Here is a 26,932-nt window from a genome sequence, read left to right as displayed (position 1 = left end):
AACTTTATCATTCTTCTGTAAAAGAGAGGGATGATAAAGTTTTTTAATAAAAAGCTTATGGAACTAAATCTGAGGAATCCGATAATATTCTTTGACTTGGAAACCACCGGAACGGATACGGTGAAAGATCGTATTGTAGAACTATCCTACCTGAAGGTATATCCCAATGGGAAAGAAGAGATGAAGACCAGACGTATCAATCCTGAGATGCCAATCCCCGCAGGTGCAACTGCTATACATGGTATATCCGACGAAGATGTGAAAGATTGCCCGACCTTCAAGCAGATCGCTAAATCTTTGGCCGATCAGATGGAAGGTTGCGACTTGGCAGGGTTCAACTCGAGCCGTTTCGATATTCCTCTCCTTGCGGAAGAATTTCTTCGTGCTGACGTGGATATCGACTTCTCCAAACGTAAAATGATAGATGTACAGATCATCTTCCATAAAAAAGAGCAACGTACGCTCGAGGCTGCATATAAGTTCTATTGCGACAAGGACTTGGACAATGCTCACTCTGCTGAGGCAGATACACTTGCTACTTACGAAGTGTTGAAGGCGCAGTTGGATAAATATCCTGATCTGGAAAATGACATGGAAAAGCTGGCTGCGGAATTTTCTTTCTTTAATAACAATGTAGACCTTGCGGGACGTATTATAAGAGACGAGAATGGCATAGAGGTGTTCAACTTTGGCAAACATAAAGGAAAGCCGGTAGCTGAAGTACTCAAGAGAGAGCCTAGTTTCTATGCGTGGATGATGGATGCCGATTTTCCATTGAATACTAAGCAGGTATTGACTAAGATTAAGTTGAGGGAGATACAAAAGTAATCGCCTCACTCAAAAGATATTAAAAAGGCTGTCTCTTCTAACAGGGGCAGCCTTTTTGATCGTTTAAGTATGGAGCCATCCTTTTGGGACAGCTCCTTAAATAACCAATATCGCTCTTTATTTACAAGAGTTACCTAAATAACTCGTCTTATTCTATTACGGCGGCAAATCCTCCGTTTCTAGCCATTTTTATTTGTATCTTATCACCCGATTTTACGTGTGATTCTTTTCTGCAATAGTCCATAGCCTGACGGCCTGCATTGATTCCGTCTTCGAACGAAGTCATCTTGTATGATGTTCCGGCATTGAGGAAATCAAGGCTTATCTCAAGTTGTCTTTCTGTATTATTTGTCATACCGCCTATATACCACTTATTGCCTTTGCGCTTTGCCACGACCGCATATTCTCCCGCTTTGGCTTGCAGTGCACGGGTTTCGTCCCATGTAACGGGCACATCGGTGATAAATTTGGTACAATCTTCATTTCTGTAATACAGAGTAGGATTGTCTGCCAACATTTGAAGTCCGCTTTCGAAAATGACGAACAGTGCCAACTGGTAAGCTCTGGTTCCTATGCTTGCCGAGTTAGGGCGATTACCGCAGTATCTTTCGGGTTGCATGCTGATCATTGCCCCCGGTGTGTAATCCATAGGACCTACAGCATTGCGCATGAAGGGAAAATAGACACTGTTTTCAGGGGTACAACCTTCCATTTGCTCCATGCCTCTTACTCCTTCGTACGAAAGGATATTCGGATACTTGTATTCGATTCCGGCAGGCTTGAACGAACCATGATAATCAACCAGAATATTGTATTTTGCGGCTTCTTTGGCTATGCGTTCGTAGTAGTTCACCATCCATTGATCGCTTCTATCCATAAAGTCGATTTTAACACCCTTAACACCCCATTCGCTGAATGTTTTGAATATATCGGGATTGTTTTCTACCACTAACCACGTTAGCCATAGTATGATGCCTACATTCTTTTCTTTTCCGTAGCGGATAAGTTCGTGTACATCTACTTTCGGATTTGGAGTGTAAGGGTCGCGTGTGCTTTTAGCCCAACCTTCGTCCATAATAATATACTCGATACCGTATTTGGATGCAAAATCGATGTAATATTTATATGTATCGAGATTGAATCCGGCTACGAAATTCACATCCGGGCCATAAGGTGATGCTTCGTTCCACCATTCCCAACTGACTTGTCCCGGCTTGATCCACGATACGTCTTGCAGTTGGCTTTTGGTAGCTAGCCTGTATGTCATTGTGTTTTCTATAAGCTGCTTGTCGTCTTTTGTAATGACGAAGTAGCGCCACGGAAAATTTCTTTTTCCTGTTGTTTTAGCTATATAATCCGCTTCCTTCACAATCTTCAAGCTACGGTCTCCATCTTCTCCAAATTCGAGTGGAGCTTTTGGAAATGTAGATTGTACTCCGTTTGCTCCATTCCCTTTAAGGAACATGCAAGGATAATCCGACAGGTCTGATTCGGATATCAGTATTTTGTATTTTTTCTTTGTATCTATCAATACCGGCAATACAGACATTCGGTCTGTTGCTTTCCACTCATTGCTCTCAACGTGTGTATACGGTTCTTCGTAGGCTGTTTTAAACCCACCGGGCTGCTGTAAATGAAGTAAATAATTTGCAGGGAAATTGATAGTAAAATCTTCTCCTAAAACTTCTACGTCTCCTTTTTTATTGGTTATAAAACGGTAGGCAATACCATCATCAAAGGCTCTGAATTCGACAGAATAATCTCCATTGAAAGTGAGCAAGAGTGAATTGTACTCATTTTTTACAGATGAGTATTTTAAAGGAACAACAGGAGTAAGAACCTCGTTTACTTTGTTTGCTTTTTGTCCCGATAGTTTGGGATTCAGTCCGAGCGTCTCACTTCCCAAGTTCAGGCTCAAATGATTCTTTTCTAATAGTACATCATTGCTATAAGATATTGTGTAATATATCTTATCTGAGATACTAAGGGATACTTTTATTTCTCCGCTAGGCGATTGTAATTCAGCCTTTTTCTGGGCACTTAGGACGAATGTAATACTGAGAAATAGTAATAATAACAAGTTGCGTTTCATGTCTATTATAGATTAATGTTTAGTTTGTTTTATTATCCCAACAGGAATTCGAACGGGCATTTATCTCCTGCTTATATCTTATTTATTTTCTTTTATTATATATTGGTGAACGCCTGAACCTACAGTATATTCTTTGTCTGCATATATCGTTGCGGTAGATCCGGCAGGAATGGTTACCGAAAGATTTATCTTATCTCCCTCTCTCTCCCACTCCGATTTTATCAAACCTCTCACAGAATTATATTCGCCCTTAACCCATTCCAAGTCTTTCACAAAATGAGGTCTGATGATTACGTTCTGAAATCCGGGTTGGTCTCTATCGAGATTGATTCCCGCCAACGTGTTGTACATCCATGCACTGATATCTCCCATAAATACATGGTTGATAGATGCATCGCGAAACTCAGGGCTAAGTGTCCATGTTTCGGCAAGGGTGCTGTATCCCTGTGTTTCTACCCAGTAGCCCCACGATGGAGCTTCGGTCTTGGTAGCCATTTTGTAAGCGTCTTCTACATATCCGTATTTGGTAAGCATAGCAGGAACGGTTTTGCTGCCCAATAGTCCAAAGTCGAGGAAGTAATTATTTCCTGAAACGGTTTTGTGCAAATTGTCGGCAACGAGCTGTTCTTTTCCTTCGGGAACTATTCCCATATACAGAGCTACCGCCTGAGCTGTTTGAGTACCATTGGCATAAATACCTGTTTCGGCATTGAAGAACTTGTTGTTTATCAGTTTTTTAAGCTGCTCTGCTTTTTGTTGATATGGAGTGGCATTTTTTCCTAAGAGTTTGGCAAAGCGTGCCATCAATACATAGTCGTGATAATAGTAGAGTGTCGATGTATACTCATTCGGTGTTTGAGCTTTATAAAACACCCAGTCTCCCAATCCAAAGTTCAGGTATCCTCCGTCTACTTCTTTTGTTTTCAGATAATCCAGATATTTGACCATAGTAGGGTAGAGGTGTTCTATGCTTCGGGTCTCGCCATAGTAGTCGTACAGCGCATTGGGAATGATAAACATCGCAGCATCCCAAACAGGTCCCGGCCAGTCGCCGAATCCCCATCCCGAAGATGGAATAATACCGGCAATCACACCGTCTTCACGTTGGTTGTCGATGAAGTCGGTCATCCATTTTTCGTATAAGGTGATTCCATTAAAGTTGAGTAATGCCAAGTCGATAGCAACATGTGCATCTGCCGTCCATCCGTTCTTCTCACGCTGAGGACAATCGGTAGGAATACTGTGTAAGTTACCTTGATAACTTTGGTTTGTTGCAGCCCATATCTTGTTCAACAGGTTGTTTGAACTGCTAAAATTACCCACTTGTGGTATATCTGTGTGCAGAAACAATCCTGTCAGGTTATCCACTGTAAGTGTTACAGGGCGATCACTCTCCACTTCTATATACTGGAAACCATGATAGCTGAACTGAGGTGTAAATTCTTCTTCTTTTCCTGTTCCTTTCAATATAAAAACATCTTCTTGAAATACTTCTCCTTTTTTCTCAGGACGATAATAAACATTGATGTTGCCTTGCTCGAGTCGTCCGTCTGCTTTTAGGAGTTCTCCGTGGCGTAGTGTGAATGTCGTACCGGCTTCTCCTTTTACCGAGAAACGGCAAACCCCTGCAATATTTTCTCCCAAGTCGAAGAGGTATATCTTATTTCCGAATGATTTTACCGATTTTGGCTTGATTTCTTTTACAGCACGGATTCCCGGCATTTGCTGAGCTGCCAGTATCGGGGCAGGTTCTTTTGACAGTTGTACTTTGTTCCACTTCGAGTCGTCAAATCCGGCAGAGTTCCACCCTGTTTCTTCGAGGCGGGCATCGTATCTGTCGCCACTGTATATATTGTTGTATGTGTAAGGTCCTGTGTTGGTTTTCCACGTTTCGTCTGTGGATATAATGTCGGTAGAGCCGTCATCGTATACAAGCCTTAGTTCGCTCAACAGCCTAGGGCGTTCGCGCCAGCGGGCTCTTTCGAAGTCCCATACGGCTTTGCTCTGGCAATTGTAAAAACCATTTCCGAGAACTGCCGCAATGGCGTTGTCTCCTTCGGTGATAAGTGATGTTACATCGTGGGTAACATATAATATACGTTTGTCGAAATGTGTGTAACCCGGATCAAGAAAGTTTTCACCTACTCTTTTTCCGTTTATAAACATCTCGTAATATCCTGTACCGCTGACATAGACACGGGCTGAAATTAATTTCTTTGTCGTCTTAAATTCTTTTCTGAATAATGGTGCAGGTTCAAACTCTTTGTCGTGCGAATCTGTGATCCATTTTGCCTGCCAATCAGCTTTCGACATTTTAGCCATTTCGAAATAGCTGACAGGTGATGTGTGGTTTTTTCCTTTCTTGTCCCATACTGTTACAGTCCAATAGTAACGAGTGTGTGAAGTGAGTTTTGTGCCTCCGTTGTATATGGCACGGGGTGTTGTGCTTTCTATTTTGTTGGAAGTCCATATATCCGCTTTGCCCGAAGCAAGTAGTTCTTCGCTGCTGGCTATATGTATCTGGTAAGCTTCTTGCCTGAAATTTTCGGTATCACTACCGAACACCCATGTGAAACGCGGATGTTCGGCATCGATACCTATAGGAGAATCTAAATACTCGCATTGAGCTTTTACGATTTTAGTGTTTTTTGAAACACTGCCACAAGCACTTGCTAAAAAGGCTAAAATAACGGAGACTGCAATTAGGAGCTTTAGATTCTTTTTCATTAAAGGTTTTATTTTATTGCGTTTAACATATCAATTCTACCTTCGTTTACCTGCTTTAAGATCAATTCGCCAAAAAGTGTGTTTTGCCATGCAAACCATGCGCGGGTAAACTTCTCAGGGTTGTCTTTATTGAACGATTCGTGCATAAATCCTGTTCCGGCATCGGTATCCATAAGCATTTTTATACATGTCTGAATTTCTTTTTCGTCACGGCTAGTGAATGCTTTCATCATGATACTCATAGGCCATATCATATCATATCCGATATGGGGACCACCAATACCTTCCCCTGCTGTTCCTTTGAAGAAATATGGATTATCTTTACTCCACACATAATTTCGTGTGTTCTGATAGATAGGGTCATTAGCATCCATATCTCCTAAATAGGGCATTGCCAATAAACTGGGCACATTGGCATCATCCATAAAATACTGGTTTCCAAATCCGTCTACTTCGAAAGCATAGATCTGACCGTATTTAGGATGGTTAAAGATAGCATATTTTTTTAAGGCTGTCTCAACTTCCTGTGCCAAATTTTTACATTTCTCTGCTAACTCAGGCTTCTTGTTTACTGTTGCCAATATTTCGGCTGCTTTTCTTAACGAACTAACAGCAAAAAAGTTAGACGGAACTAAAAACTGAAATGTTGTGGCATCGTCTGACGGGCGGAAGGCCGATGCAATAAGTCCTACGGGATTGACAGGGTTGCCCCATCCGTCGTTGTTCATTGTATCCAGTTGACGCTCTGTTTTGCGTTGGAATTTATACGGGCCATTGCCATTCTTACGTTGTTGTTCGTGGAACGTTTGTAATACCAGTTCGATCGCTTGTAGCCATTCTTCATCAAAAATGCTTGCATCTCCTGTTGTTTTCCAGTAATGGTATGCCAGACGAATTGGGTAGCAAAGCGAGTCTATCTCCCATTTGCGCTCGTGTAACTCCAGCTTCATGTCCGTCATGTCGCTCATCCATTGGTGATCGGGATTCGGGTCGTGCGGATCAAGAAAAGCATTGGCGTATGGGTCGATAATGATACATTTAAATTGTCGGCGGATAACTCCGGCAAGCATTGCCTTCAGTTCGGGATCACTGTTTGCCAATTGCACATAAGGCCACACCTGAGCACCTGAGTCGCGAAGCCACATGGCGTGTATATCTCCGGTGTAGACTACAGTATCGTCTTTACCGTTGGTCTTGCGATAGCGGACAGTGGTGTCCAGCGTGTTTGGAAAACAGTTTTCGAACATCCATGCCAGTTTCGGATTTTTGATCATTTTCTTAATCCGTACTATCTCACTTTCTACAGCCTTCGATTTGAATAATCTTTGATCAACGGGTGGGCGGTTGCTTTTAAAGTCGGTAGGAACGTTATAGCTTACCACCGTATTATCCTTTCGGATAGTCATGTCATGAGCCGCTGCTTTTCCTCCCATTAGTAATGTTGCAGCCGCTACGGCGCATAATCCAATGTTTTTCTTTCTTTTCATACCTTATTTATGTTGATTTTTTTTCATTTGTTGATAGACGCAAGCTTGCCATACATTTCTACCATTGCGGCTTGTGTAAGCAACCACTTCTTTTCATCTTTTTGCTTTCCGCTCCAGTCTGTGTTGAACAGTCCGTTGCCTTCACGCATGTTGTTCCATGCATAGTCCATATTTTTTTGGAAAGCATCTATATATGTTTTGTCATTATCCAAATGATATAATTCAACAAATCCCCTCAGCATAACAGCAATAAACCACACATCACTTTTCTTCAACAGTTTGAATTGTTGTCCGTCAGATGTTGTAAAATCTGTAAAGAAATAATTATATGCAGATTTTGCAATATTTTGGGCATCGGTAAGATAAGCTTCGTCTTTTGTGAGCTTATACAACAGAGCAGCAGATTGTAGCATTTGCCCGCTATTGTATGGAAATTTAGCCTCACCTATTTTTCCGTCCAGCCTTATGTTGTCAAAATACAAGTAGTCGGAAGGGTCTTGCAGGTGTTTTTTTGTCCACTCGTACAGGCTTTTTCCTTGTTTAAAATAAGTGCTGTCTTGGGTTGCTTCAAATAGTTTGAGCGCAAAAACTGCTCCGGGTGCATTGGAACATGTGTTTTTTGACTCTCTTTTTTGTTCGCACCAATAGATTCCGCCGCCGAGATTGTCATCGATACCACTGGCTACGAATTCCCATATCATTTTGGACTTTTGCAGATATTTGTCTTCTTTGGTTAGCGTGTAAGTATCTGTAAAGTCGATACCCAACCATACATTGTCGTCATAAAACCGGTCGGACTGAGGTGCGGTGTTTATGTATGACGCATACCCCGACGGATTCCGCTTCTGATCGAAATACTCTTCCAATCCGGGGAGCACTTTCGAATCAAGGATTTCCTGATATTTCTTATCCTTGGTGGTTTCAAACAAGGCGTTTACAGCAGAGAATGTTCCTGAGTAAGGCCATAGGTACGAATATTGGTTTGGGATATTCGCTTGCTCTTGCGATGCCAGATACGTAGCCGTATACTTGTCATCGAAGGGATAGTTTTCACGCAGCAACCGGGTATCGGGTGCCGAATAATTTTGATACAGAGAGTCCAGCGTTAGCTGGGCTCTCTGTAGGTTAGAACTCGTATTGCCTTTATCTTTTGGGCTACACCCTATGGTGGCAACACTAATTGCAAATAAAAAAATGTACGTAAGTTTCATTATCTTTTACTTTTTCAAATTCTCGTATGCAGCTTTTGCCTCTATCAGCATACAACCACTAGCCTGTGATGTAAGTTGGGTAAAGCTTACCGGAGAAGAATCCCACGAAGAACCAAACAGAAGGTTGTCTTCATATTCTCCTTTTTTGTATACACCGGTAGTCCAAAGTACATAGGCATTGTTGTTTAAGAAAGTGACAAATTTATGACGGTATGCTTCATCCAAGTCGTTCACTTTGATAAGCTCGAGGAAGTAGCGCATGAATATTCCTTTAAACAGACCATTGTCTCCGGTTCCTTCGTCTCTCAATACATTGCTGCTTGAGTTTATAAGCGTAGAGATGGTATAATTTGCTGCTCTTTTTGCATCATTCAAATATACGATATCTTTGGTAATATTATATAATTCTACTCCCGCTCCTACGTAAGTACCTTCGTTGTATGTAAGAGCCGAGCCTTTTACTTCACCCGATTCGACAATGATATTGTCTTTCACCTCACCTGTCGAAGATACTACCAGCGTTTGTTTTTGCCAGTCGTATATTTTCTTCGCCCATTCGAGGTCTTCTTCGTTCTGAGTTATTTGATACAGACGTGCTCCGATAATAGCTGCGGGAGCATTTGAGCAGGCATTCTTTGTGAATGTTACCCACGATCCGGTGCACCATCTGATACCACCGCCAACATCTTCAGACCAGGCATCTTTGATCCAGCCCCACAACTGCTGAGCAGCATCTAAGTATTTTTGATCTTTTGTGATATTATACAGGCGGATCATAGTCAGTGCGTTCCACTCCATATCGTCGACATAGGCATTCTCATAAGTATTTCCGTTTTTTATCTTAACGCCTGCAAACCATTTGTCGAAGTAAGCACTATATTTACTGTCGTTTGTGCGCAGATAAGCATCTATCACTACATCCATTGCATGAGCATTGGGCCAATAGTGGAATGTTAGTTCCTTGTCGTCGTTTCCGTAATTGAAATAGTTGCCTGTTTCGTTCCAGAATTTATTTATCAAAGCATTAGATGCACTATCGGCTGCGGCATTCCAATCGTATTCTATCAAAGTTCCGTACGAATACTCATCCTTGGGATCGCTGCAAGATGATAGGGCTAGCAAAACAAATGCTATAAATCCGAAATATATATTTTTCATAAGTTTCATATTCTTTATATCTAAGGAGATTGACCCTACGGTTTTCTTTCGGGTCAACCTTCCCGATTAATATCAGATTTTATTTATCAGAGAGAAACCTCATGTGTATAAGTATCTCCTGTCATTTTTACAGTAAGAGTTACAGTTTTGCCATTAAATTCGTTTGCAAATTTCCATTTTGGATCAAATTGTCCTGTCGAATTGTATACATTCAGATTATAATATTTTGCTGTCCCTGATGGTTTGCCATCTTCTCCGTAGTTAGCAGGTCCCCAGTCTTCTTGAGACACCTTTCCTTTCGAATCTTTGGTTGTTACTCTAAATTTATAACGTTCATCAAGCCCCCAACCTTCTTGTTTGAAATTTACAGGGCCTGATCCTTTCCATATTCCTTTTCCTTGATAAGTTAACTTCCACTCTATAGTATTATTTGGGCAGAACCAGAAGCCTACTTCTGTTATTTCCACAGGAGTCGATGCAGAAGCAGTACTAAAATCAATTTTGAAGCGATATATGCCGTTTAAAGTGTTAGCTGTACCTTCGGAGCCTTCTTGTAATTTACCATCAGCAATATAATATTCAGCAGGAGTACCAGACTTAGAGTCTACAAATTTGTATACTCCACCCGCAACAAGTCTAACATAGGCTTCGTATTCCCCATCTCCTGATCGATGTAAAGCTATGGCATTAGATAAGTTGCTTCCGGCTTCAGAACCACTTCCTGTGATATAAACCTGTCCCGGATCTTCCAATCCTTGGATTCTTGTAACTGTTATTTTGTTACTTTCTTTACACATTTTCTGATTAATACCTCGAGATGAAGCCACTGTCCAGACCAAGCTAATAGTTTCTCCCGGCTCTGCTCCGGCTAATTTTGCTATTTTATTTAGAATTTTGTGAGAGATATCTGCTCCATTGGAATATCCATTAAGATCTGATGGAAGTACGTAAAGTGGGCTTGAAAAATCTCCTCCTTCTTTGTCAAAATATACTTCGTACAAAGGTGCTCCGCCATCTTGGGCAATGGCAGGTTTCCAAGAGAAGTAAAGAGAACCGCTTGATGTGAGGTTTATTGCTTTTTCCAAAACTGGTTCATATAGCTTTGTGACTTCGGTAACATCTGCGTTTTTAAATTCCATATCGTCTGTTCCGCAGGCAGACATTAGCATAACAAATGAAAGCAATACGAATATGTTGTAAAATATCTTTTTCATAATAGTATGTTTTTTCTATTTAATTAATCTTTAGGTTATTTATTCGGAGTAACCGGGATTGTTTGGTTTTAGATTCGGGTTCTTAACTATTTCTTCGATAGGCACCGACCATAGATAGTCTTTTCCTTCATTGAACTTTCTTGAATCCAATGTTATATACGAAGAATTGTTGTTTGCGAATTTAGCTCCGTTCACTACTCCATTCAGATATTTTGTTCCTTCTTTCCATCTTACGATGTCGTAGTAGCGCAGTCCTTCGAATACTAGCTCTATGCGGCGTTCGCGGTGAATTAATTCACGCATTTCGGCTGTAGATAATGTAGAAGGATAATTCAAGGCACTGGCTGCTGTAAATCCTGCTCTTGTGCGGATTTTCTTAATGGTAGCATCCCATACCGATTGGTTCATCTTGTTTTGTTCAAGCATTGCCTCTGCGTACATTAATAAAACGTCGGCATAACGGAACATGATAATGTTGTTCTCTTGTGCATAGTCTTTTAATGTTTTTCTGGATTGCGGATCAAAATACTTACGTGTATAATAACCAGTTACCGACTTGTTGGAGCTCACACTTTCCCATGAGTCTTTAGTGCCTGTCCCGTAAGCGGTACGTATAGTTGATACCTTTCCGTTCTCATCTACCCAATTGAATCCATCGTAAACAACACTGGCTGTCAGGCGTGGATCTCTGTTGGTATATGGAGAGTTTGGATTGTAAGCAGGGTCTTTGCTGATTGTATAACCATTGATTGTCCAATAGTCGTCTACAAGTGCTTGTACCGGTGCGCATGAGTTTAAGAAAGCACCCAGAGTCATCGGCACGCGGGCATACATCTCAGACCATGTGCGGTTTGTAGTTGCATAGCCATAGTCGAGAATAACCTCGTTGTTGTACTTGTTTTGAGATTGGAACAGGCTTTCGTAATCGCCAAACAGTTCGTAAACACCATATTTGCCTTGCTGATTGATAAGCATATCGGTATATTTTTCGACCATTGGCCAATTGTTTTCATACAGATAAGCTCGTGCCTGAAATGCAACAGCGGCAGCATTGGTTATACGTCCTTTGTTGGTTATCGCACCTTTTGAAGGTAATATGTCAATGATTTCATCAAGCTCGTCATGTACAAACTGCAAAACAACAGACTTTTGTGTGCGTGATATGTTCTTTGCCTGAGCCAGCGTAATATCTTCTGTGAAGAAAGGAACGTCACCGTAAAAATAAGCCAAGCGGAAGAATAGAAAGGCTCTGATGAAGCGAATCTCTGCTTTTCTTGTTGCTTTAAGATTTTCGTCCATGCCGGGTACACGATCTACATTTTCTAAATATTTATGACATGTTTTTATTCCCTCATAAGCCCATTTCCATTCGCTGGCAAATAGCCCGAGAGAAGGTGTTGCCAAGCCATTACGGATTTTGCGCGGATCATTGTCATCTCTGGCCTGAATAACATTGTCGCTCAAGGCTTCGTCTGTCCACATTTTTCCTGCACCATACATTTGGTTGTATGCCATATTGACCAATAGTTCTGAATTTTCAACGGATTGCCAGTATGTTTCATCTGTATGCTTGTCGTAAGGCATTTGGTCGAGGTTGTTACACCCTGTGAATATAAACGCTCCCATTGACAATAAGAACAGATATTTTATTATATGTCTTTTTTTCATTTTTGTATCGTTTCTTTTGTTAGAATTCAATGTCTAATCCAAAACCAAAATACTTGAGGGTAGGATAGTTACGTGCACTGTTGGCACTTCCTCCCATGTTTGAATCAAATTCGGTAGATTCGGGATCGATCCAAGAGTTTTTACTTAATGTAAACAGATTCTGAGCATTTACGTATGCACGTACTCTTTGCAACATCAGTTTATTTGTCAGGCTTTTAGGGATGGTGTATCCTAGTTGTATATTTTTCAGTCTTAGATATTTTCCGTCAAATCGGTTGATTTCCGACCCCATACCATAGTTGTTAGAATTGGAAACCGATCCTATTCCTGCCAAACGAGGGTAAGTGGCATCGGTATTTGTTGGAGACCAAAAGTCTAGCTGATGTTTGTAGATAGCATACGAATAATTGGAATGGAATGGTTCTACCAACTCGCCACGTACCATCATATCACGTTTTCCAACACCTTGAATAAAGAAGTTAAAGTCAAAGCCTTTCCATTCTAGGTTGTAAGTGAATCCGAATGTGTAACGAGGGAATCCATTTCCTAAGACGAAACGGTCTTTTTCGTCGATCACCCCGTCGTTGTTACGGTCTACATATTTTACATCGCCCGGGCGAAGGTCTGAAGATGAAATACCTGCCGGTAAGGCTGATGTTTGGATTTCTTCCATTGTTTTAAAGTAGCTGTCGATTTTATATCCGTAATAAGAACGGAATGGTAGCCCTACTTCTTTCATGATGAAGTATTCGTCAGCTTTCGAAATTTCCCTACCTCCTACAAGTTTTGTGACTTTATTTTGAGAATCTCCTATATTTCCCGAAAAATCATGGGAAAACTCTCCTGTTTTCAGATGATAGTTTAGTGTAATTTCCCAACCGTGATTTTTCATTTCTCCGATGTTTTCGGAGCTAAGAGATGTTCCAAATACAGTAGGTACTTGTGGTGCTAAAAGGATATCTGATGTTGTTTTGTGGAAATAATCGAATGTTCCCGATAGAGCCCCTCTAAGGAATGAGAAGTCTGCTCCGATGTTGAATGTTTTTGATTTTTCCCATTTCAGGTTCTCATTACCAAATTTATATCCTGCTCCACCTACAACGTCATTGTCAAATGCGTACGTGTTTGAGTATAAACTGTAGGTAACAAGGGTTTGATACGGATCTATATTTTGGTTTCCTAAGATACCATACGATCCACGAATTTTAAGATCACCCAGTTTGTCTTTATAGAAGCCCATGAATGATTCGTCGGATATTCTCCATCCCAAAGATAAAGAAGGGAAGAAGCCCCAACGATTTGCTTTCGCAAACTTTGAAGAACCGTCTTCACGGAAGCTAAATTCAGCGTAATATCTCTCCAAATAATTGTAAGAAGCACGTCCGAGTATAGAAGTAATACTTTCTTTTCTTCTGCCTTCAAGCGAAGACTTTCCTGATTCAGGAGTTTCTGTCGGAACGCCTAAGATAGGGTCTGTATTAATGAATTTTACTTCATTGCTTTTGAATGTATACGACTCGTTGGTTGCACCGAATAATAGGGATAGATTGTGAGAATCGTTGAATGTCTTTTGATAATCCGCCAAAAGCTGATAGTTCATCAAGCGTTTATTCTCGTTGTAATCTTCTGTATTTCTTTTGGCATTCATTTTCATATCAGGTGTTGTATTGTTCTCGTTGTTATACAAATCCACCTCTTTTCTTCTTATGAAACGATGAAAAGCGTATATATCAGCGCCTACAACTCCACGCAACTTCAATCCGTCGATGATTTTTACTTCAAGATTAATGTTTGCATTAATGTAGTCGGTATTTCCTTTCTCGTATCCCGATTCTTTTAATCCTGCCAATGGGTTCTGGTCTGTAAGCAAGCTGTTTACAAGGTATTTGCCATTGTCGGCTTGCATTTTAGTCCAGTAGTACGAAGGTATACGAGACGAGTTGATAATCGCATTTCCATCAACTGATTTCTTTCCGTCGTCGCGGGTATATGATAAGATTGAAGAAAGTTTGAATCGTCCTACTTCTGTCGAAAGATTTGAACGCAGATTGTAACGTTGTTTTCCGTAGTTAGGTCCAACAAAGTTACTCTTCTGATCAAAGTAAGCTCCGGAGAATAGGTAAGTTGTATTCTCGTTACCACCCGAAACGCTCATGTTGTACGACTGTTGCATTGCCGATTGTATAATCTTGTCAAAGTTCCAGTACTCTTCGCTTCGGTGATCGTATAAGTCACGTACTTCTGCGGGCGAATACATTGCACTTTGTCCTACATTTGTCAATGACAGGTTCTTCAATATCGCATTTTGGTATCCTTCTACGGGTCTGTACAGAATGGTAGGGTCTTGTGTACCAAGCTGCATTCCGAGACGAACGGTAGGGCGTTGATTTTTCTTCCCACTCTTGGTTGTAACCAATATAACACCATTTGCAGAACGTGACCCATAGATGGCAGCCGTTCCCGCATCTTTCAGTACCGAAACATTATCAATATCGCCGGGGCTTAGTTTGTTCAAACTGGAGTTGTCGGTTACTAATCCATCGATAACGATCAAAGGAGAATTGTTATTCATGGTAGATAGCCCTCGAATGTTGATATTCATGTTGTTGTCATTCGGGTCCATGCTGCGTTGTTGGATTGTCAAACTAGGTGAAGCTCCTTGTAAGGCTTGAGTAACATTGGCCACCGGACGTTCTTCTATCGTTTTTGCCTTTACCTGATCAACGGCACCCACTGCGCTTTTGCGGGTAGTAGTACCGTAACCGATCACAATAACTTCATCCAGAACCTTTTGGTCTTCCTTCAGTTTTATCTGAAAGTTGGAGTTGTTTCCTACTGTAATATCTTGTGTCAAAAATCCGACATAGGATATTTGTAATACATCATTTTTGTTACACGAAATAGAAAAATTACCGTCCAGGTCGGTCATTGTTCCATTTGTTGTCCTTTTTATTACTACACTAACACCAACAAGAGGCTCTCCTGTTTCATCTTTCACAGTTCCTTTTACTGTGATTTTTGCAGAAGGTGATTGTTGATGCTCATTGATATTGCCAGTCTGGGCATTTAAGATGCATGGTGTCCCGATGAATAACAGGGACAAGGCTAAACTGACAAAGTTTTTTTTGTACTTTCTCTTAATCATACCATAGTTAGATTTAAATAAAAGATTGTTTTTGATTAATTCGCTTTAGGTCTAAATTTAGAATAGACATTCTGAGCATTTTGATTAAATTAGATTCGGATTAGGTTGATCACTCTTTAGGTTATATTTTTCATTTTTACAGGTTTTAGAGGTTAGTGGTATTAGTCATCTTTTCCGAAAGCAAATATATCTTCTTCTTAAAACCTGCAGCAATTGCAGAATATTAATTCTGGAGCCATGTCTTAAATCTATACTACATTGTCTCAAATTTATATATGTGGCTTCTGTTAATGCGGATTTGTTTCTCGTTTACTATCTGTAAGATATTTATCTTTGTCATAATCTTATATCAGAATTAGGACAAAATACATCCATGAAAAAAATCGTATTAAACGCTTCATTTTTTCTGATCGGTCTTATATTGTGTCAGAATATAAACGCATATAACCTACGCCAGATATCCAACCATGATGGATTGTCAAACAGTGCGATACTTTCTATTTGTCAGGATAAAGACGGCTTCTTGTGGTTTGGCTCTTGCGATGGACTCAATATGTTTAACGGTCTTAGCATTCGGGTATACAAGCCAACGGATGAGAAGAACAACTTGTCGGGTAATCTTATCGAAAATGTATTGGAAACGGAGGATGGTATCCTTTGGGTGTACACAAACTATGGGCTTAACAGGTTGGATAAACGCACCAAAAAGATTGATTCTTTTAATCAGTTCAAAGGGCGCTATCTGATACAAAAAGATAAGAACAACCATATCTTTATTATAAAAGAGGATGACTGTATCTATTATTATAAAAAGGAGGCCAAAACCTTTGAGAAAATAATATTAAAAGGATTGAAATATGATGATATTCTCAATTTTGTGATCACTTCCGATAACAAGCTTCAGGTGTTTACAAAAGATCAGTCTAATCCGGCATACATGATAAAAGAGAGTAGGGAAGGAGATATAAAGCTGGAAAAAGAAAAGCTGTTTTATCATAATGAAAATCTCCTGTATTGCTTCTACGAAAGAGACGTTTCGGATGTCGTGTACTTTATAGACAATACCTACACCTTGTATGAATATCATTTCGCCGATAAGAAAAAATACTATGTCAGGAATCTGAAAGAGATTATACAGAAGAATGGCGAGATATCTTCGGTAATAAAACATCACAACGATTATTTTATCGGATTCAAGACCAATGGGTTGTTGAGATTGAAATATGTATCCGATAAGCTGGATAATTACCAGCCTGAAGATATAGGTATCAAATCGGGTATTTTCTGTTTGATAAACGACCGCTATCAGGACTTAGTTTGGATAGGTACCGATGGACAAGGGGTGTATATGTATTCGAATGATATGTACTCGATCAGGTCTGCGGTGTTCAATACATTTACGGCGAATATAGAAAAACCGGTGAGAGCTTTGTTTTTAGATAAAGAAAAAACATTGTGGATAGGTACAAAGGGGGATGGGATTGTGAAAATAAAGAATTATGATTTCAATCAGGCTCCTTCTAAATTCTCACTCGAGTATAGTAATACAGGGAATTCTGCCCTGACAGATAATTCAGTATATGCCTTTGCCAAGAGTAAGAAAAACATACTGTGGATTGGTTGCGAAGAAGGACTAAGTTACTATTCGTACAGCGACAGGTCGATAAAGCGAGTACCCCTGATAGCCAACGGAGAACCTGTAAAATACATACACTCTATCTGTGAACTTAACGACTCTACGCTATGGCTGGCGACAGTGGGTACAGGAATTGTAAAAGTGTCAGTGGCAGGAACACAGAATGCTCCTGTATTTACGAAAGCAAGCCGTGTTACGATAAGGGACGGGAGGGACTCTCAGAATTATTTTTTTACAATCTATCAGGAAAACGATTCTATTTTATGGTTCGGAAACCGTGGATATGGCGCATATAGCTTGAATACAAATCAACACAAACTAGATACGCTTGTGCCCGATAAGGGTATAAATCAAACGCTAAATGACATATTCTCCATTATTAAGGACTCGAACAATGCGTTTTGGTTTGGTACCAGTTTTGGTTTGGTTAAGCACGTTTCGGGTAGAAGCGACAAGATATTTAACGAAAGGAACGGTTTCCCTAATAATACGATTCATGGTATATTGGCCGACGAGAGAAATAATCTTTGGCTGAGTACCAATAGAGGAATTATCAAATTTAATATAGAACAAGATAATTTTCAAACATATTCAAATCTTAATGGCTTGCAGATTATAGAGTATAGCGATGGGGCTTATTTCAAGGATGAAGAATCCGATATTTTATTCTTTGGCGGTATCAATGGCTTTGTGGCTATCTCGGAGACGGGTATGGCTCAGCCTGAGTATTTTCCTCGCATTCAGTTTGACAATCTGATGATTTTCGGTCAGGAGAAAAACATATTCGACTTTTTACAATCGAATGGAGAAAATGAGACGCTTGAGCTTAATTACAATCAGAACTTTTTCTCTATATCTTTTACTGCACTCGATTATGTAAATGGGAATAACTACACGTATTATTACAAACTGGATGACCTGAGTAAACAGTGGATTGATAATGGAACGTCTAATAATATTTCGTTTACAAGTTTATCGCCCGGAGAATACACATTGTTTATAAAGTACATGAACCGTCTTACCGGCAAGGAAAGCCCCGTATATTCGATAACAATAAAGATAACACCTCCGTGGTATCTATCCCCGTTGGCGTATGTTTTGTATGCAACAATGATGATATCTGTTATATATTTGCTTATACGAGCAGCTATCATAAAAGACAAGAAGAGAAAATATAAGGCGATGATGAAAATAAAACAACGTCATCAGGAGGAAGTACACGAGTCTAAGCTGCGTTTCTTTACCAATATCGCCCATGAATTTTGTACTCCGCTGACGTTAATATATGGGCCTTGTAACCGTATCTTGTCGCATACGGGTTCCGATAGTTTTGTGAGGAAATATACACAGCTTATACAACGGAATGCCGAACGCCTGAATGACTTGATTCAGGAGCTTATCGAGTTTAGGCGGATCGAAACCGGTAATAAGTCTCCTCAGATAGAAACGCTCTCGATCACAGATATAGCGCATGATATAAGCGACTCTTTCAACGACTTGGCCGAATCGAAAAACATACAATTCAGTAAGGACATTGAAGACTCTTTGGTTTGGAATTCAGATCGGGGATTTATATATACAATCTTGTCCAATTTGGTATCCAATGCATTCAAATATACGGCTACCAATGGGTTTATACAGGTTGAAGTATATCAGGAGAACGATGAGCTGCTGATGATTATATCCAATACAGGGAAAGGGATTAAAGCCGAAAATATAACAAGGATTTTTGACAGATATAGTATCCTCGACGACTTTGAGAATCGTGAAGGCAAGAGAGAGTTCTCCCGCAATGGTTTGGGGTTGGCCATCTCTTATAGTATGGTAAAGCTGCTGGATGGCACGATTGAGGTAAATAGCATACTCGATGAGCGTACCGATTTTATTGTGAAACTACCACAAAAGGAAGTTTCCGATATATTGATTGATAAGAATCAGGCTTTACCCGAAATCACTATCAGAAAAGATTATGAACCGATGATGGAGCTTCCGAAATATGCATTTGATAAGTTGAAGCCAACAATCTTTATTATCGACGATGATGTGGAAATCTTGTGGTTTATCAGCGAGATATTTGCCGATGAGTATAATGTAATTCCTATAGATAAGCCATTGCTTGTAGATGAGTTGCTGACGCAGATACATCCCAATATTATTATTTGTGATGTTATGATGCCCGGCAGAGATGGAATCTCTCTTACGAAGGAAATAAAATCGGATAAAAAGACCGCCCACATTCCGATGATATTGGTTTCGGCAAAACATACCATCGAGGAACAAATAGAGGGATTATCGTCGGGCGCAGAGATGTACCTTGCCAAGCCTTTTAATGCAGATTATTTGCGAACATCTGTAAAGCATCTTATTTCGCGCAAAGAGACGCTGAAGGACTATTTCAGTTCACCGTTAAGTGCATTTGACCTATCGGAAGGTAAGATGACTCATAAGGAGAATACAAAGTTTATTCAGGATATCTACAATATCATCGAAAAGAATATAATGAATAGCAAACTCTCGGCTCAGTTTATTGCCGCAGAACTGAATATGAGCCCACGTCACTTGTATCGTAGGCTGAGCGAAGTAGAAAGCGATAGTCCGGCAGATATGATAAGGGAGAGCCGTTTGTACATAGCCCGAAACTTATTGCTAAATACCAAAATGACAATCGATGAGATAATCTATAAATCGGGATTCTCCAACAGAGCCACCTTCTTCAGGCAGTTTGCTCAAAAGTATGGCTGTACGCCTAAGGAATATAGAGATAGGGAAATGTATGATGTGTAGTGTGAAAATATAAAGTGAAGTCACAATAAAAAAGCTCTGATAAAACTATCAGAGCTTTTTTGTATGATTTATAACTAACGAAGATTAGTTAGTAATGCCTAATTTAGCTTTTACTTTAGGTGAAGCATCTACAGCAGTTGTAGGGCTTGTATAAAGAGTTGCCGCAAAATTAAAGATATAAGTATAGCCATTTTCGTCGCCAACATCTTTGATCGCTTTTCTCAATTTTTCTTGCAATGGAGTGATCAATGCTTGTTGTTCTTTTTCGTATTCTTGTTGGCTTGTTTGCAAGAATGTTTGATATCTGTTTTGCAGATCTTCCAACTGTTTTTGTCTGTCAAGTACGATTGATTCGGTAAGCCCGGTTGTGTCTCCCTTGAAAGCCTCAACTTTATCGTTGTACTCTTTTTCTAAAGCTGTCAGATTTTTTCTTATCGTTTCGCTTTTTGTTGCAAGTTTAGATTCAACTTCTTTTAGTTCCGGCATTTTAGAGAACACTTCTTCTGCATTTATAAATGCCAATTTATCTTGTGCAAATATTGAAACCGGAGCAACAATCAGCAGCAATAAAAATAGTTTTTTTAACATAGTGTATAAGTCTATTTGATTAGTTATTCTTTATTTAGGTGACAAATATAAATAATTATTTTGAATATCCGAGCTTTGCTAAAACTTCATTACTTATATCTATCCTGGGGGAAGCAAAAATAACACTTTCGGCTGATGATCTGTCCATCACTAGCTGATATCCTTTGGCTTCCGATATCTCTTTTATTGCGTTGTAAATGTCGTCTTGTATGGGTTTTACAAGGGCTTCTCTTTTCTTGAAAAGTTCGCCTTCGGGCCCGAAATATTTACGATTCAATTCTTGTAAACTCTTTTCTTTTTCTACAATTTCGTTTTCTCTTTTAGTCTTTTGTTCTCCCGATAGAAAAACAAGGTCAGACTGATACGACTTGTACATGTTTTTTACTTCCTGCTGCACCTTGTCAACTTCTCCCTGCCATTTTTTAGACATTACGTTTAGTTGCTCCTGAGCAGTTTCGTACGTACTTATATTTTTTAATATATATTCCATATCTATCAATGCAAACTTCTGTGCATAGCTTCCGGCTGCAATTCCGATAAATAGAGCAAATAGTAATAATAATCTTTTCATAACTGTCAAATTTAATGTGTTATATCTATTAGACGCACAGTTAATCTTTTAGTTTAGTAACTCGCTTATAAATAATGTTAAAAAGGCTTTTTAGAACTCTTGTCCAATGATAAAGTGGAATTGGCTTCCGCTGTTATCACGAGATCCATTGATCGGGTCGAATCCGTATGCCCAGTCTATACCCATTAGTCCAATCATCGGTAGCATGATACGTGCTCCAAATCCTGCCGAACGTTTAAGATCGAATGGATTGAATTTATTCAGATCGCTCCAAGCGTTACCTGCTTCAACAAAACCCAGTAGATAGATCGTAGACGATGGTTCGAGGATAAGCGGATATCTCAACTCAAGAGCCAGACGAGAATATGCACTGGCCTGTGTGCCTAACGATCCGTTTTCATATCCACGAAGTCCGATTGTTTCTGTTGCGTATGTGCTCGAATACCCTGACATACCATCACCCCCCATATAGAATGTTTCGAATGGAGATTTCTTATTCTTGTTGAAATAACCCACAAATCCATACTCGGCACGAGTCATCAAAACAGGAGTTTTCACTACATCTGATAATGATGTATATGTTCTTGCTTTAAACTTCCATTTGTGGTATTCTATCCATGTGAATTTTTCGCTTGGCTCGTAATAACCATCGATTTTCTTCATCGACGCATAGTCTTTGCCATCCCACAACGAGAATGGAGGTGTTACCTGTAAGCTAAGAGATAGGTCTGTTCCGCGACGTGTGTATATCGGGTTGTCAGTAGATCTTCTGCTCAGTGTAAGATTCAAGCTTAGGTTGTTTGCAATACCATCTTTAACGATGAAGTATGCCCAATCCTTCATGCTATATCTTTGGTAAGACAACTCTGTTTGGAATGTAAAATAGTCATCAGGCCATGTCAAACGTTTTCCGTAACCTACCGATAGTCCGATCATTGTTATCGATTTGTTCGGGTCGGCTGCAAAACTGTAATCTCCGTAGCCACTGCCATAACCACTACCATAGCCACCATAATAGTTGCTTAGAGCAGAATAACCATAACTGTTGTTTATATAGCGGCTGTTTATATCTGTTTGACGAGAATAGTAAGCACCTACAGATAAAGAGTTAGGACGTTTTCCTCCAAACCAAGGATCGAAGAATGAAACGGAATAAGATTGATAATACTTAGCATTTGTTTGTGCGCTAAGAGTCAATGTTTGTCCTTCACCTTGAGGGATAATTCCTTTATATGTACCCGGGTTGAATAAGTTTTTCAGAGAGAAGTTTGTAAACTTCAAACTCAATTTACCTATAATACCTGTTTGTCCCCATCCGGCAGAGAACTCTACCTGGTCGTTTGCTTTAGATACCAACGGTAAACCTACATCAACTGTTCCTGAATCCTGATCCGGTTCTATTTTGGGATTATTTAATTGCTCAGGGTCGAAATGTCCCATTTGGGCAATCTCACGTATCGAACGGATAATGTCATCACGGCTGTATAGAGCTCCCGGTTTTATTCTTAATTCGCGGCGTACGATATCTTCATATACTCTATCGTTACCCGATATTGTTACTTTACGGATTTTAGCTACAGGACCTTCTGTAATACGTATCTCCAGGTCAATAGAGTCATTCTCTATGTTCACCTCTACAGGGTCGGCATTAGAGAATAAATAACCATGATTTTGATAGAATACATTCATCACAGCTCCTTCGTCTACCGAAAGACGCTCGGTTAGTTTTTTCTGATTGTAAACATCACCCGGTTTCATATTCAACTGAGTTTGTAATTGCCATGTTTGATACACGGTGTTACCTACCCATTTGATGTCTTTAATGAAGTATTGTTTACCTTCATCAACTTTTATGTCGATGTTTACCTTGTCAGGTTTGCCTTCTGCATCAGCTGTATATACTGTATCCCAAAGGATTGTAGCATCACGGTAACCCAATTCGTTATATTTGGCGATCAAGTTGTTTTTATCTTCTTCAAAGCTTTCAGGTACATACTTTGTAGAACGGAGGAAGTTGGCAAGCCAAGACTTAAAATTGCTTTTATGTCTGGTCTTTTTCATCGCTTTTTCCAACGTTCTGGTGGCTACTTCTTCATTACCTTCTATGGTGATTCTGTTCACCTTGGTCTTGTTTTTCTTAACCACATCAATGTTAAGAATAACATGATTTTCTTTCGACAAATCAGGCGTTTCAGTCAGAGATATCTCTGCTTTGTTGAATCCTTTTTCGTCAAAGTATTTCTTTATGATTGTTTTGGCTCTGTCCATTTGGTATGGGGTGATTTGCAGATTTTTCACCATCCCTACCTTAGCGGCGATATCCTGACGTTCCGACTTTTTCATTCCTGTATACACGATATCAGAAATACGTGGTCTTTCTTTCAGGTTGATTTCAAGCCATATTTTATTGCCTTCTATTTTTGTAGCGGCAATTTTTACATCCGAGAATAATCCTTGTCTCCAAAAGCGGCGAACTGCATTTGTTACTTCAGGACCGGGTACCTCTATTATATCTCCGACTTGTAGCTGAGCAAAACCAAACAATGTGTAATCTTCATACATCGGATTCACTAAACCGGTGAGTTTAAGGTCGGCAATTTCATACTTCTTACTGGAGTTGTATGTAATTAGCGGTAAATCCTGAACATTTGCTTCAAGAGCCTTATTCACATTTTTGATTTCGGTGCTGTCTACCCCTTGTGCTTGTATTCCTGTGGATACAAGGCATAGAATAACAGTCAGAAAGAATAAACCTTTATTTAACATATTTGGTCTAAGAATTATTATCGAAAATATTTTTATTAGTATTAATGCTACTCTTGTTTTGTGAACTTATGGTTTTGTTGATACCTGTTCACTGGTTTTACCAAAACGGCGTTCCCTGTTTTGGAAGTCTACAACGGCCTTGAATAACGATTCTTCGTTAAAGTCGGGCCAAAGCTCATCTGTGAAATAAAGTTCGGAATAGGCTATTTGCCAAAGAAGAAAATTGCTGATGCGCAACTCGCCTCCGGTTCTTACTAATATATCAGGATCGGGAATTCCTTTCGTAGACAAATACTGTGGAATTAGAGATTCTTCGATGTCTTCCATTTTTATTTTTCCGGCTTCTACATCAGTCGCTATTGTCTTCATGGCCTTTGTCAATTCCCACTTCGAAGAATAACTCAGAGCCAGCACAACTGTAGTACCTGTACATACCGATGTTTCTTTCAAGCAGTAATCCAGCGCTTTCTGTGTGTCGGCGGGCAAACGGTCTATATCACCTATCACCTTTACCCGTATATTGTTTTTTATCAGATCAGGGGTTTCGTTGGCTACAGCCTGTATCATCAATGCCATCAGTGCCTTAACCTCTTCTTCGGGTCTCTTCCAGTTTTCGGTAGAGAATGTGTAAAGGGTTATATAGGCTATTTCGGCTTTGGCCGCTGCCTCTATTGTTCTGCGTACAGCAACAATGCCTTCTTTGTGCCCAAAAGAGCGATCCAGATTTTGACTTTTCGCCCAACGCCCGTTGCCATCCATGATTATGGCTACATGTTTGGGTATTCTAGTTTTATCTATTTGGTCAAAATATGACATTTATATTTTATTTTAAATTAATCAGAATTTAAGCAAGGACACACTCTACGTCCAAAATCCCATGTTATAGTAAACATCGTAAGGGAATACCAATCGTTGTTTTTGAATATACTGCCTTTTATCCCATAAGGGCTATCGAGGTCAAATTTACTGTTTTTCTCGGTGACGTCAAATGAGTCGCTGAATAATTTCCTGAAAGAGAACTCAAATCCTATATTCAAACGGTCTTTCATCTTGTATTTCAGTCCGATGCCTATAGGTATATTTGCATCCAAGAATTTCTTCTCTCCCGAAGCAAAAGTTATTCCTACACCTGTAAACACGTATGGTGTTATCCGTTTGGTGCCAAGGTAACTGAACTTATCACTATAATTAAATAAATTGAACTCAATCTGGCTTCCTAATTCATAAAACATCCTGCTGAAGGATGCTTGCTGATCATGCGGAAATTTATTTCCCATGTTTTTGGTGTCGCCCGATACTTTGCCTATTACAAAGTTGTTTTTTACAGACCATCTTAAGTCTTTATTATATCTGAAAATAACACCGGCCGATAATCCCGGATTCTGATATAATTTCGTCTTATTGGCATCTCCCATATAGAAAGATGTGCCTGCCATTCCGCCAATCTCATATTTGTAGTCGTCTTGTGCGTAGAGTGTGATAGACGAGAAGAGAGAGGCTGAAATAAGTATAAAAATTAGAAGTATCTCTTTTCTCATTATAAATTTATTATTCAATATCTATCTTTATCTAACGCAAAAGTAAGACAATAAGTATATCGACTGCCAGTTTTTAACCTGGGGGAACTTACGGAATAAGACGATTTAAGCGACCTCTCCAGATCTCTTTGACTGGCGTAGATCCTGTTTTTGGTATTCCGCCGAATATCCAAACATAGTTCTCACTATCTACTATTACCGATTGCCCCGAGGCTTTAGGTATACTTGTACTTAAGCTTTCTTTGGATGGAGCTAAAATCCATTTAACCCCCATGCTCTCACTTTTATATAGTATATTTCCGGTTAGTGCAAACAAGTAGGTGTCGTATAAGAAACAACTGATACCGTCATTCGCACCGAATAGTAAGTTAACTTGGTTTGAACCTAGCTCCAGAAGATTATCATCTCCCGCACGTAAAGACCATGTGAGGTTCGATTGCTGATTGTCGAATCTTTTACCTCCTGTGATGGTTAGCACATTGCTGCTCAGATTTGTCCTGTTTACAAAAGTAACGGGAGAGAAACCTGAAGCCGGGAAGCTTTGGCTTATTTCGTTCGAGAATGGATTGCTGCTTAAGTGATTCACAACAACCAATGTTTGCATGTCTGCTGTTTTAGCGAAGTAGTATTTACCGCCTTGCTCTGTAGCTACCAAGAGTGAATCTTTTGCTGCAGTGGCTCCCGGCAATACGCCATAGATAGATTTTACGTCGTTGCTCTTGGCTGTCCAATTGATACCATCGTTAGAACTGTATGATTGATTGTTTTTGTCTACGACATAGAATGTCCCATTGAACAGTGTAACGCTTTCTATTAGAATATTTGCAGCCGAAGGTCCTGTTGTTATTGGATGTTTAGACCATGCAAGAGCGCCTTTTGAAGCTTTATATACAGCTAGATTACCGTCTGCAACAGTAAATGTATAGAAGTCATTGTCTTTCAATACTGTTTTTTGTTGTATGCCAACGGCATCGGGTAGAGTGCCTACCTTGTGCCATATAATTGTGTCGGGGTCTATTTTATGTATTCGTATATCGATTGTATACTCTCTACTGTCCAGACCATTTGCTGCATATACCTTTATTTTAGGATTTAATGCATAGTTGATAGAATCTGTACCGTTCCATTCTGCAATAGAATCGGGATATACAAGCTGAAGCTTACCGATACCGTAAGACGAATATGTGAGCGTTGTGGCAAATTTCTTTATTTTTGTTTTGTATGGCAATGAGTCAATGTTGTAAATGAGGTTTCGACTCTGATCGATTGAAAATTTGGTTTTTGCCATTATAGGATAGTTGACAGAGTCGATAGAAGATACCGGTATGGCTGACAACTTGAACGAATAAATCTGAGCATCGGCAGAACCGCCTTCAGTTGTAGTAGTCGTATTATTATCATTACACGAACTTAATGCAATGAGTGAAAAAGTTACGAAAAATAGTAGGTAAGAAAATTTCTTCAACTTCATTATTTTAATCAGTTTTATTCAATATCAATGTGCAAAAATAGAAAGAAT

Annotated in this window: 16 protein-coding genes; 2 read left to right on the top strand and 14 right to left on the bottom strand. The window is 39.7% G+C overall.

From position 1 onward, the window contains the following. Positions 1-57 precede the first annotated feature (57 nt). Positions 58-828 carry a 3'-5' exonuclease gene (locus tag HMPREF9456_RS12295; protein WP_006843860.1) on the top strand — a complete coding sequence of 257 codons (771 nt, stop codon included), beginning with the start codon at positions 58-60 and terminating at the stop codon, positions 826-828. A 148-nt stretch (positions 829-976) separates the two neighbouring features. Here the strand turns inward: HMPREF9456_RS12295 and HMPREF9456_RS12290 are convergent, their stop codons facing one another. The 8 genes from HMPREF9456_RS12290 to HMPREF9456_RS12255 form a co-directional block, all read right to left on the bottom strand. Beyond that, positions 977-2,920, bottom strand: a complete 1,944-nt coding sequence (locus tag HMPREF9456_RS12290) for a glycoside hydrolase family 97 protein (RefSeq protein ID WP_006843859.1) — start codon at positions 2,918-2,920, stop codon at positions 977-979. A 78-nt stretch (positions 2,921-2,998) separates the two neighbouring features. Continuing rightward, the gene (locus HMPREF9456_RS12285) at positions 2,999-5,647 is read right to left on the bottom strand and encodes an alpha-L-rhamnosidase (RefSeq protein WP_006843858.1); all 2,649 of its coding nucleotides are present in this window, start codon (positions 5,645-5,647) and stop codon (positions 2,999-3,001) included. Positions 5,648-5,655: 8 nt separating this feature from the next. After that, positions 5,656-7,134, bottom strand: coding sequence for a glycoside hydrolase family 125 protein (locus HMPREF9456_RS12280; RefSeq protein ID WP_006843857.1), 1,479 nt, complete (start codon positions 7,132-7,134; stop codon positions 5,656-5,658). Positions 7,135-7,157: 23 nt separating this feature from the next. Further along, complete coding sequence (locus HMPREF9456_RS12275; RefSeq protein WP_006843856.1) at positions 7,158-8,345, bottom strand: glycoside hydrolase family 76 protein; 1,188 nt, start codon at positions 8,343-8,345, stop codon at positions 7,158-7,160. A gap of 6 nt (positions 8,346-8,351) precedes the next feature. Further along, positions 8,352-9,503 (bottom strand): glycoside hydrolase family 76 protein, encoded by a 1,152-nt coding sequence (locus tag HMPREF9456_RS12270; RefSeq protein WP_006843855.1) that lies wholly within the window; start codon positions 9,501-9,503, stop codon positions 8,352-8,354. Positions 9,504-9,589: 86 nt separating this feature from the next. Continuing rightward, positions 9,590-10,717 (bottom strand): SusE domain-containing protein, encoded by a 1,128-nt coding sequence (locus tag HMPREF9456_RS12265; protein WP_006843854.1) that lies wholly within the window; start codon positions 10,715-10,717, stop codon positions 9,590-9,592. A gap of 39 nt (positions 10,718-10,756) precedes the next feature. Then, a complete protein-coding gene (locus HMPREF9456_RS12260) occupies positions 10,757-12,385 on the bottom strand; it encodes a RagB/SusD family nutrient uptake outer membrane protein (protein WP_006843853.1) in 1,629 nt (542 codons plus the stop codon). 19 nt (positions 12,386-12,404) lie between these two features. Continuing rightward, positions 12,405-15,530, bottom strand: a complete 3,126-nt coding sequence (locus tag HMPREF9456_RS12255) for a SusC/RagA family TonB-linked outer membrane protein (protein WP_006843852.1) — start codon at positions 15,528-15,530, stop codon at positions 12,405-12,407. A gap of 373 nt (positions 15,531-15,903) precedes the next feature. Here HMPREF9456_RS12255 and HMPREF9456_RS12250 point away from each other — a divergent pair, with 373 nt between their 5' ends. Next, positions 15,904-19,950 carry a two-component regulator propeller domain-containing protein gene (locus tag HMPREF9456_RS12250; RefSeq protein WP_006843851.1) on the top strand — a complete coding sequence of 1,349 codons (4,047 nt, stop codon included), beginning with the start codon at positions 15,904-15,906 and terminating at the stop codon, positions 19,948-19,950. A gap of 84 nt (positions 19,951-20,034) precedes the next feature. Here HMPREF9456_RS12250 and HMPREF9456_RS12245 read toward each other — a convergent pair whose 3' ends face one another. The 6 genes from HMPREF9456_RS12245 to HMPREF9456_RS12220 form a co-directional block, all read right to left on the bottom strand. Further along, positions 20,035-20,538, bottom strand: coding sequence for an OmpH/Skp family outer membrane protein (locus tag HMPREF9456_RS12245; protein ID WP_006843850.1), 504 nt, complete (start codon positions 20,536-20,538; stop codon positions 20,035-20,037). A 55-nt stretch (positions 20,539-20,593) separates the two neighbouring features. Continuing rightward, the gene (locus HMPREF9456_RS12240) at positions 20,594-21,109 is read right to left on the bottom strand and encodes an OmpH/Skp family outer membrane protein (RefSeq protein ID WP_006843849.1); all 516 of its coding nucleotides are present in this window, start codon (positions 21,107-21,109) and stop codon (positions 20,594-20,596) included. A 90-nt stretch (positions 21,110-21,199) separates the two neighbouring features. Further along, positions 21,200-23,875, bottom strand: a complete 2,676-nt coding sequence (locus HMPREF9456_RS12235) for a BamA/OMP85 family outer membrane protein (RefSeq protein WP_006843848.1) — start codon at positions 23,873-23,875, stop codon at positions 21,200-21,202. A 66-nt stretch (positions 23,876-23,941) separates the two neighbouring features. After that, positions 23,942-24,691, bottom strand: a complete 750-nt coding sequence (locus tag HMPREF9456_RS12230; RefSeq protein WP_006843847.1) for an isoprenyl transferase — start codon at positions 24,689-24,691, stop codon at positions 23,942-23,944. Between the two features lie 17 nt (positions 24,692-24,708). Beyond that, entirely contained in the window at positions 24,709-25,413 is a 705-nt protein-coding gene (gene porG / locus HMPREF9456_RS12225; RefSeq protein ID WP_006843846.1) for a type IX secretion system protein PorG, read from the bottom strand. 88 nt (positions 25,414-25,501) lie between these two features. Next, positions 25,502-26,884, bottom strand: coding sequence for a DUF6242 domain-containing protein (locus HMPREF9456_RS12220; RefSeq protein ID WP_006843845.1), 1,383 nt, complete (start codon positions 26,882-26,884; stop codon positions 25,502-25,504). Positions 26,885-26,932: the final 48 nt, after the last annotated feature.

Source organism: Dysgonomonas mossii DSM 22836, from assembly GCF_000213575.1.
Taxonomy (GTDB): Bacteria; Bacteroidota; Bacteroidia; order Bacteroidales; family Dysgonomonadaceae; genus Dysgonomonas; species Dysgonomonas mossii.
Note: the sequence above shows the minus strand (reverse complement) of the source record. Positions and strands in the feature narration are given on the sequence as shown.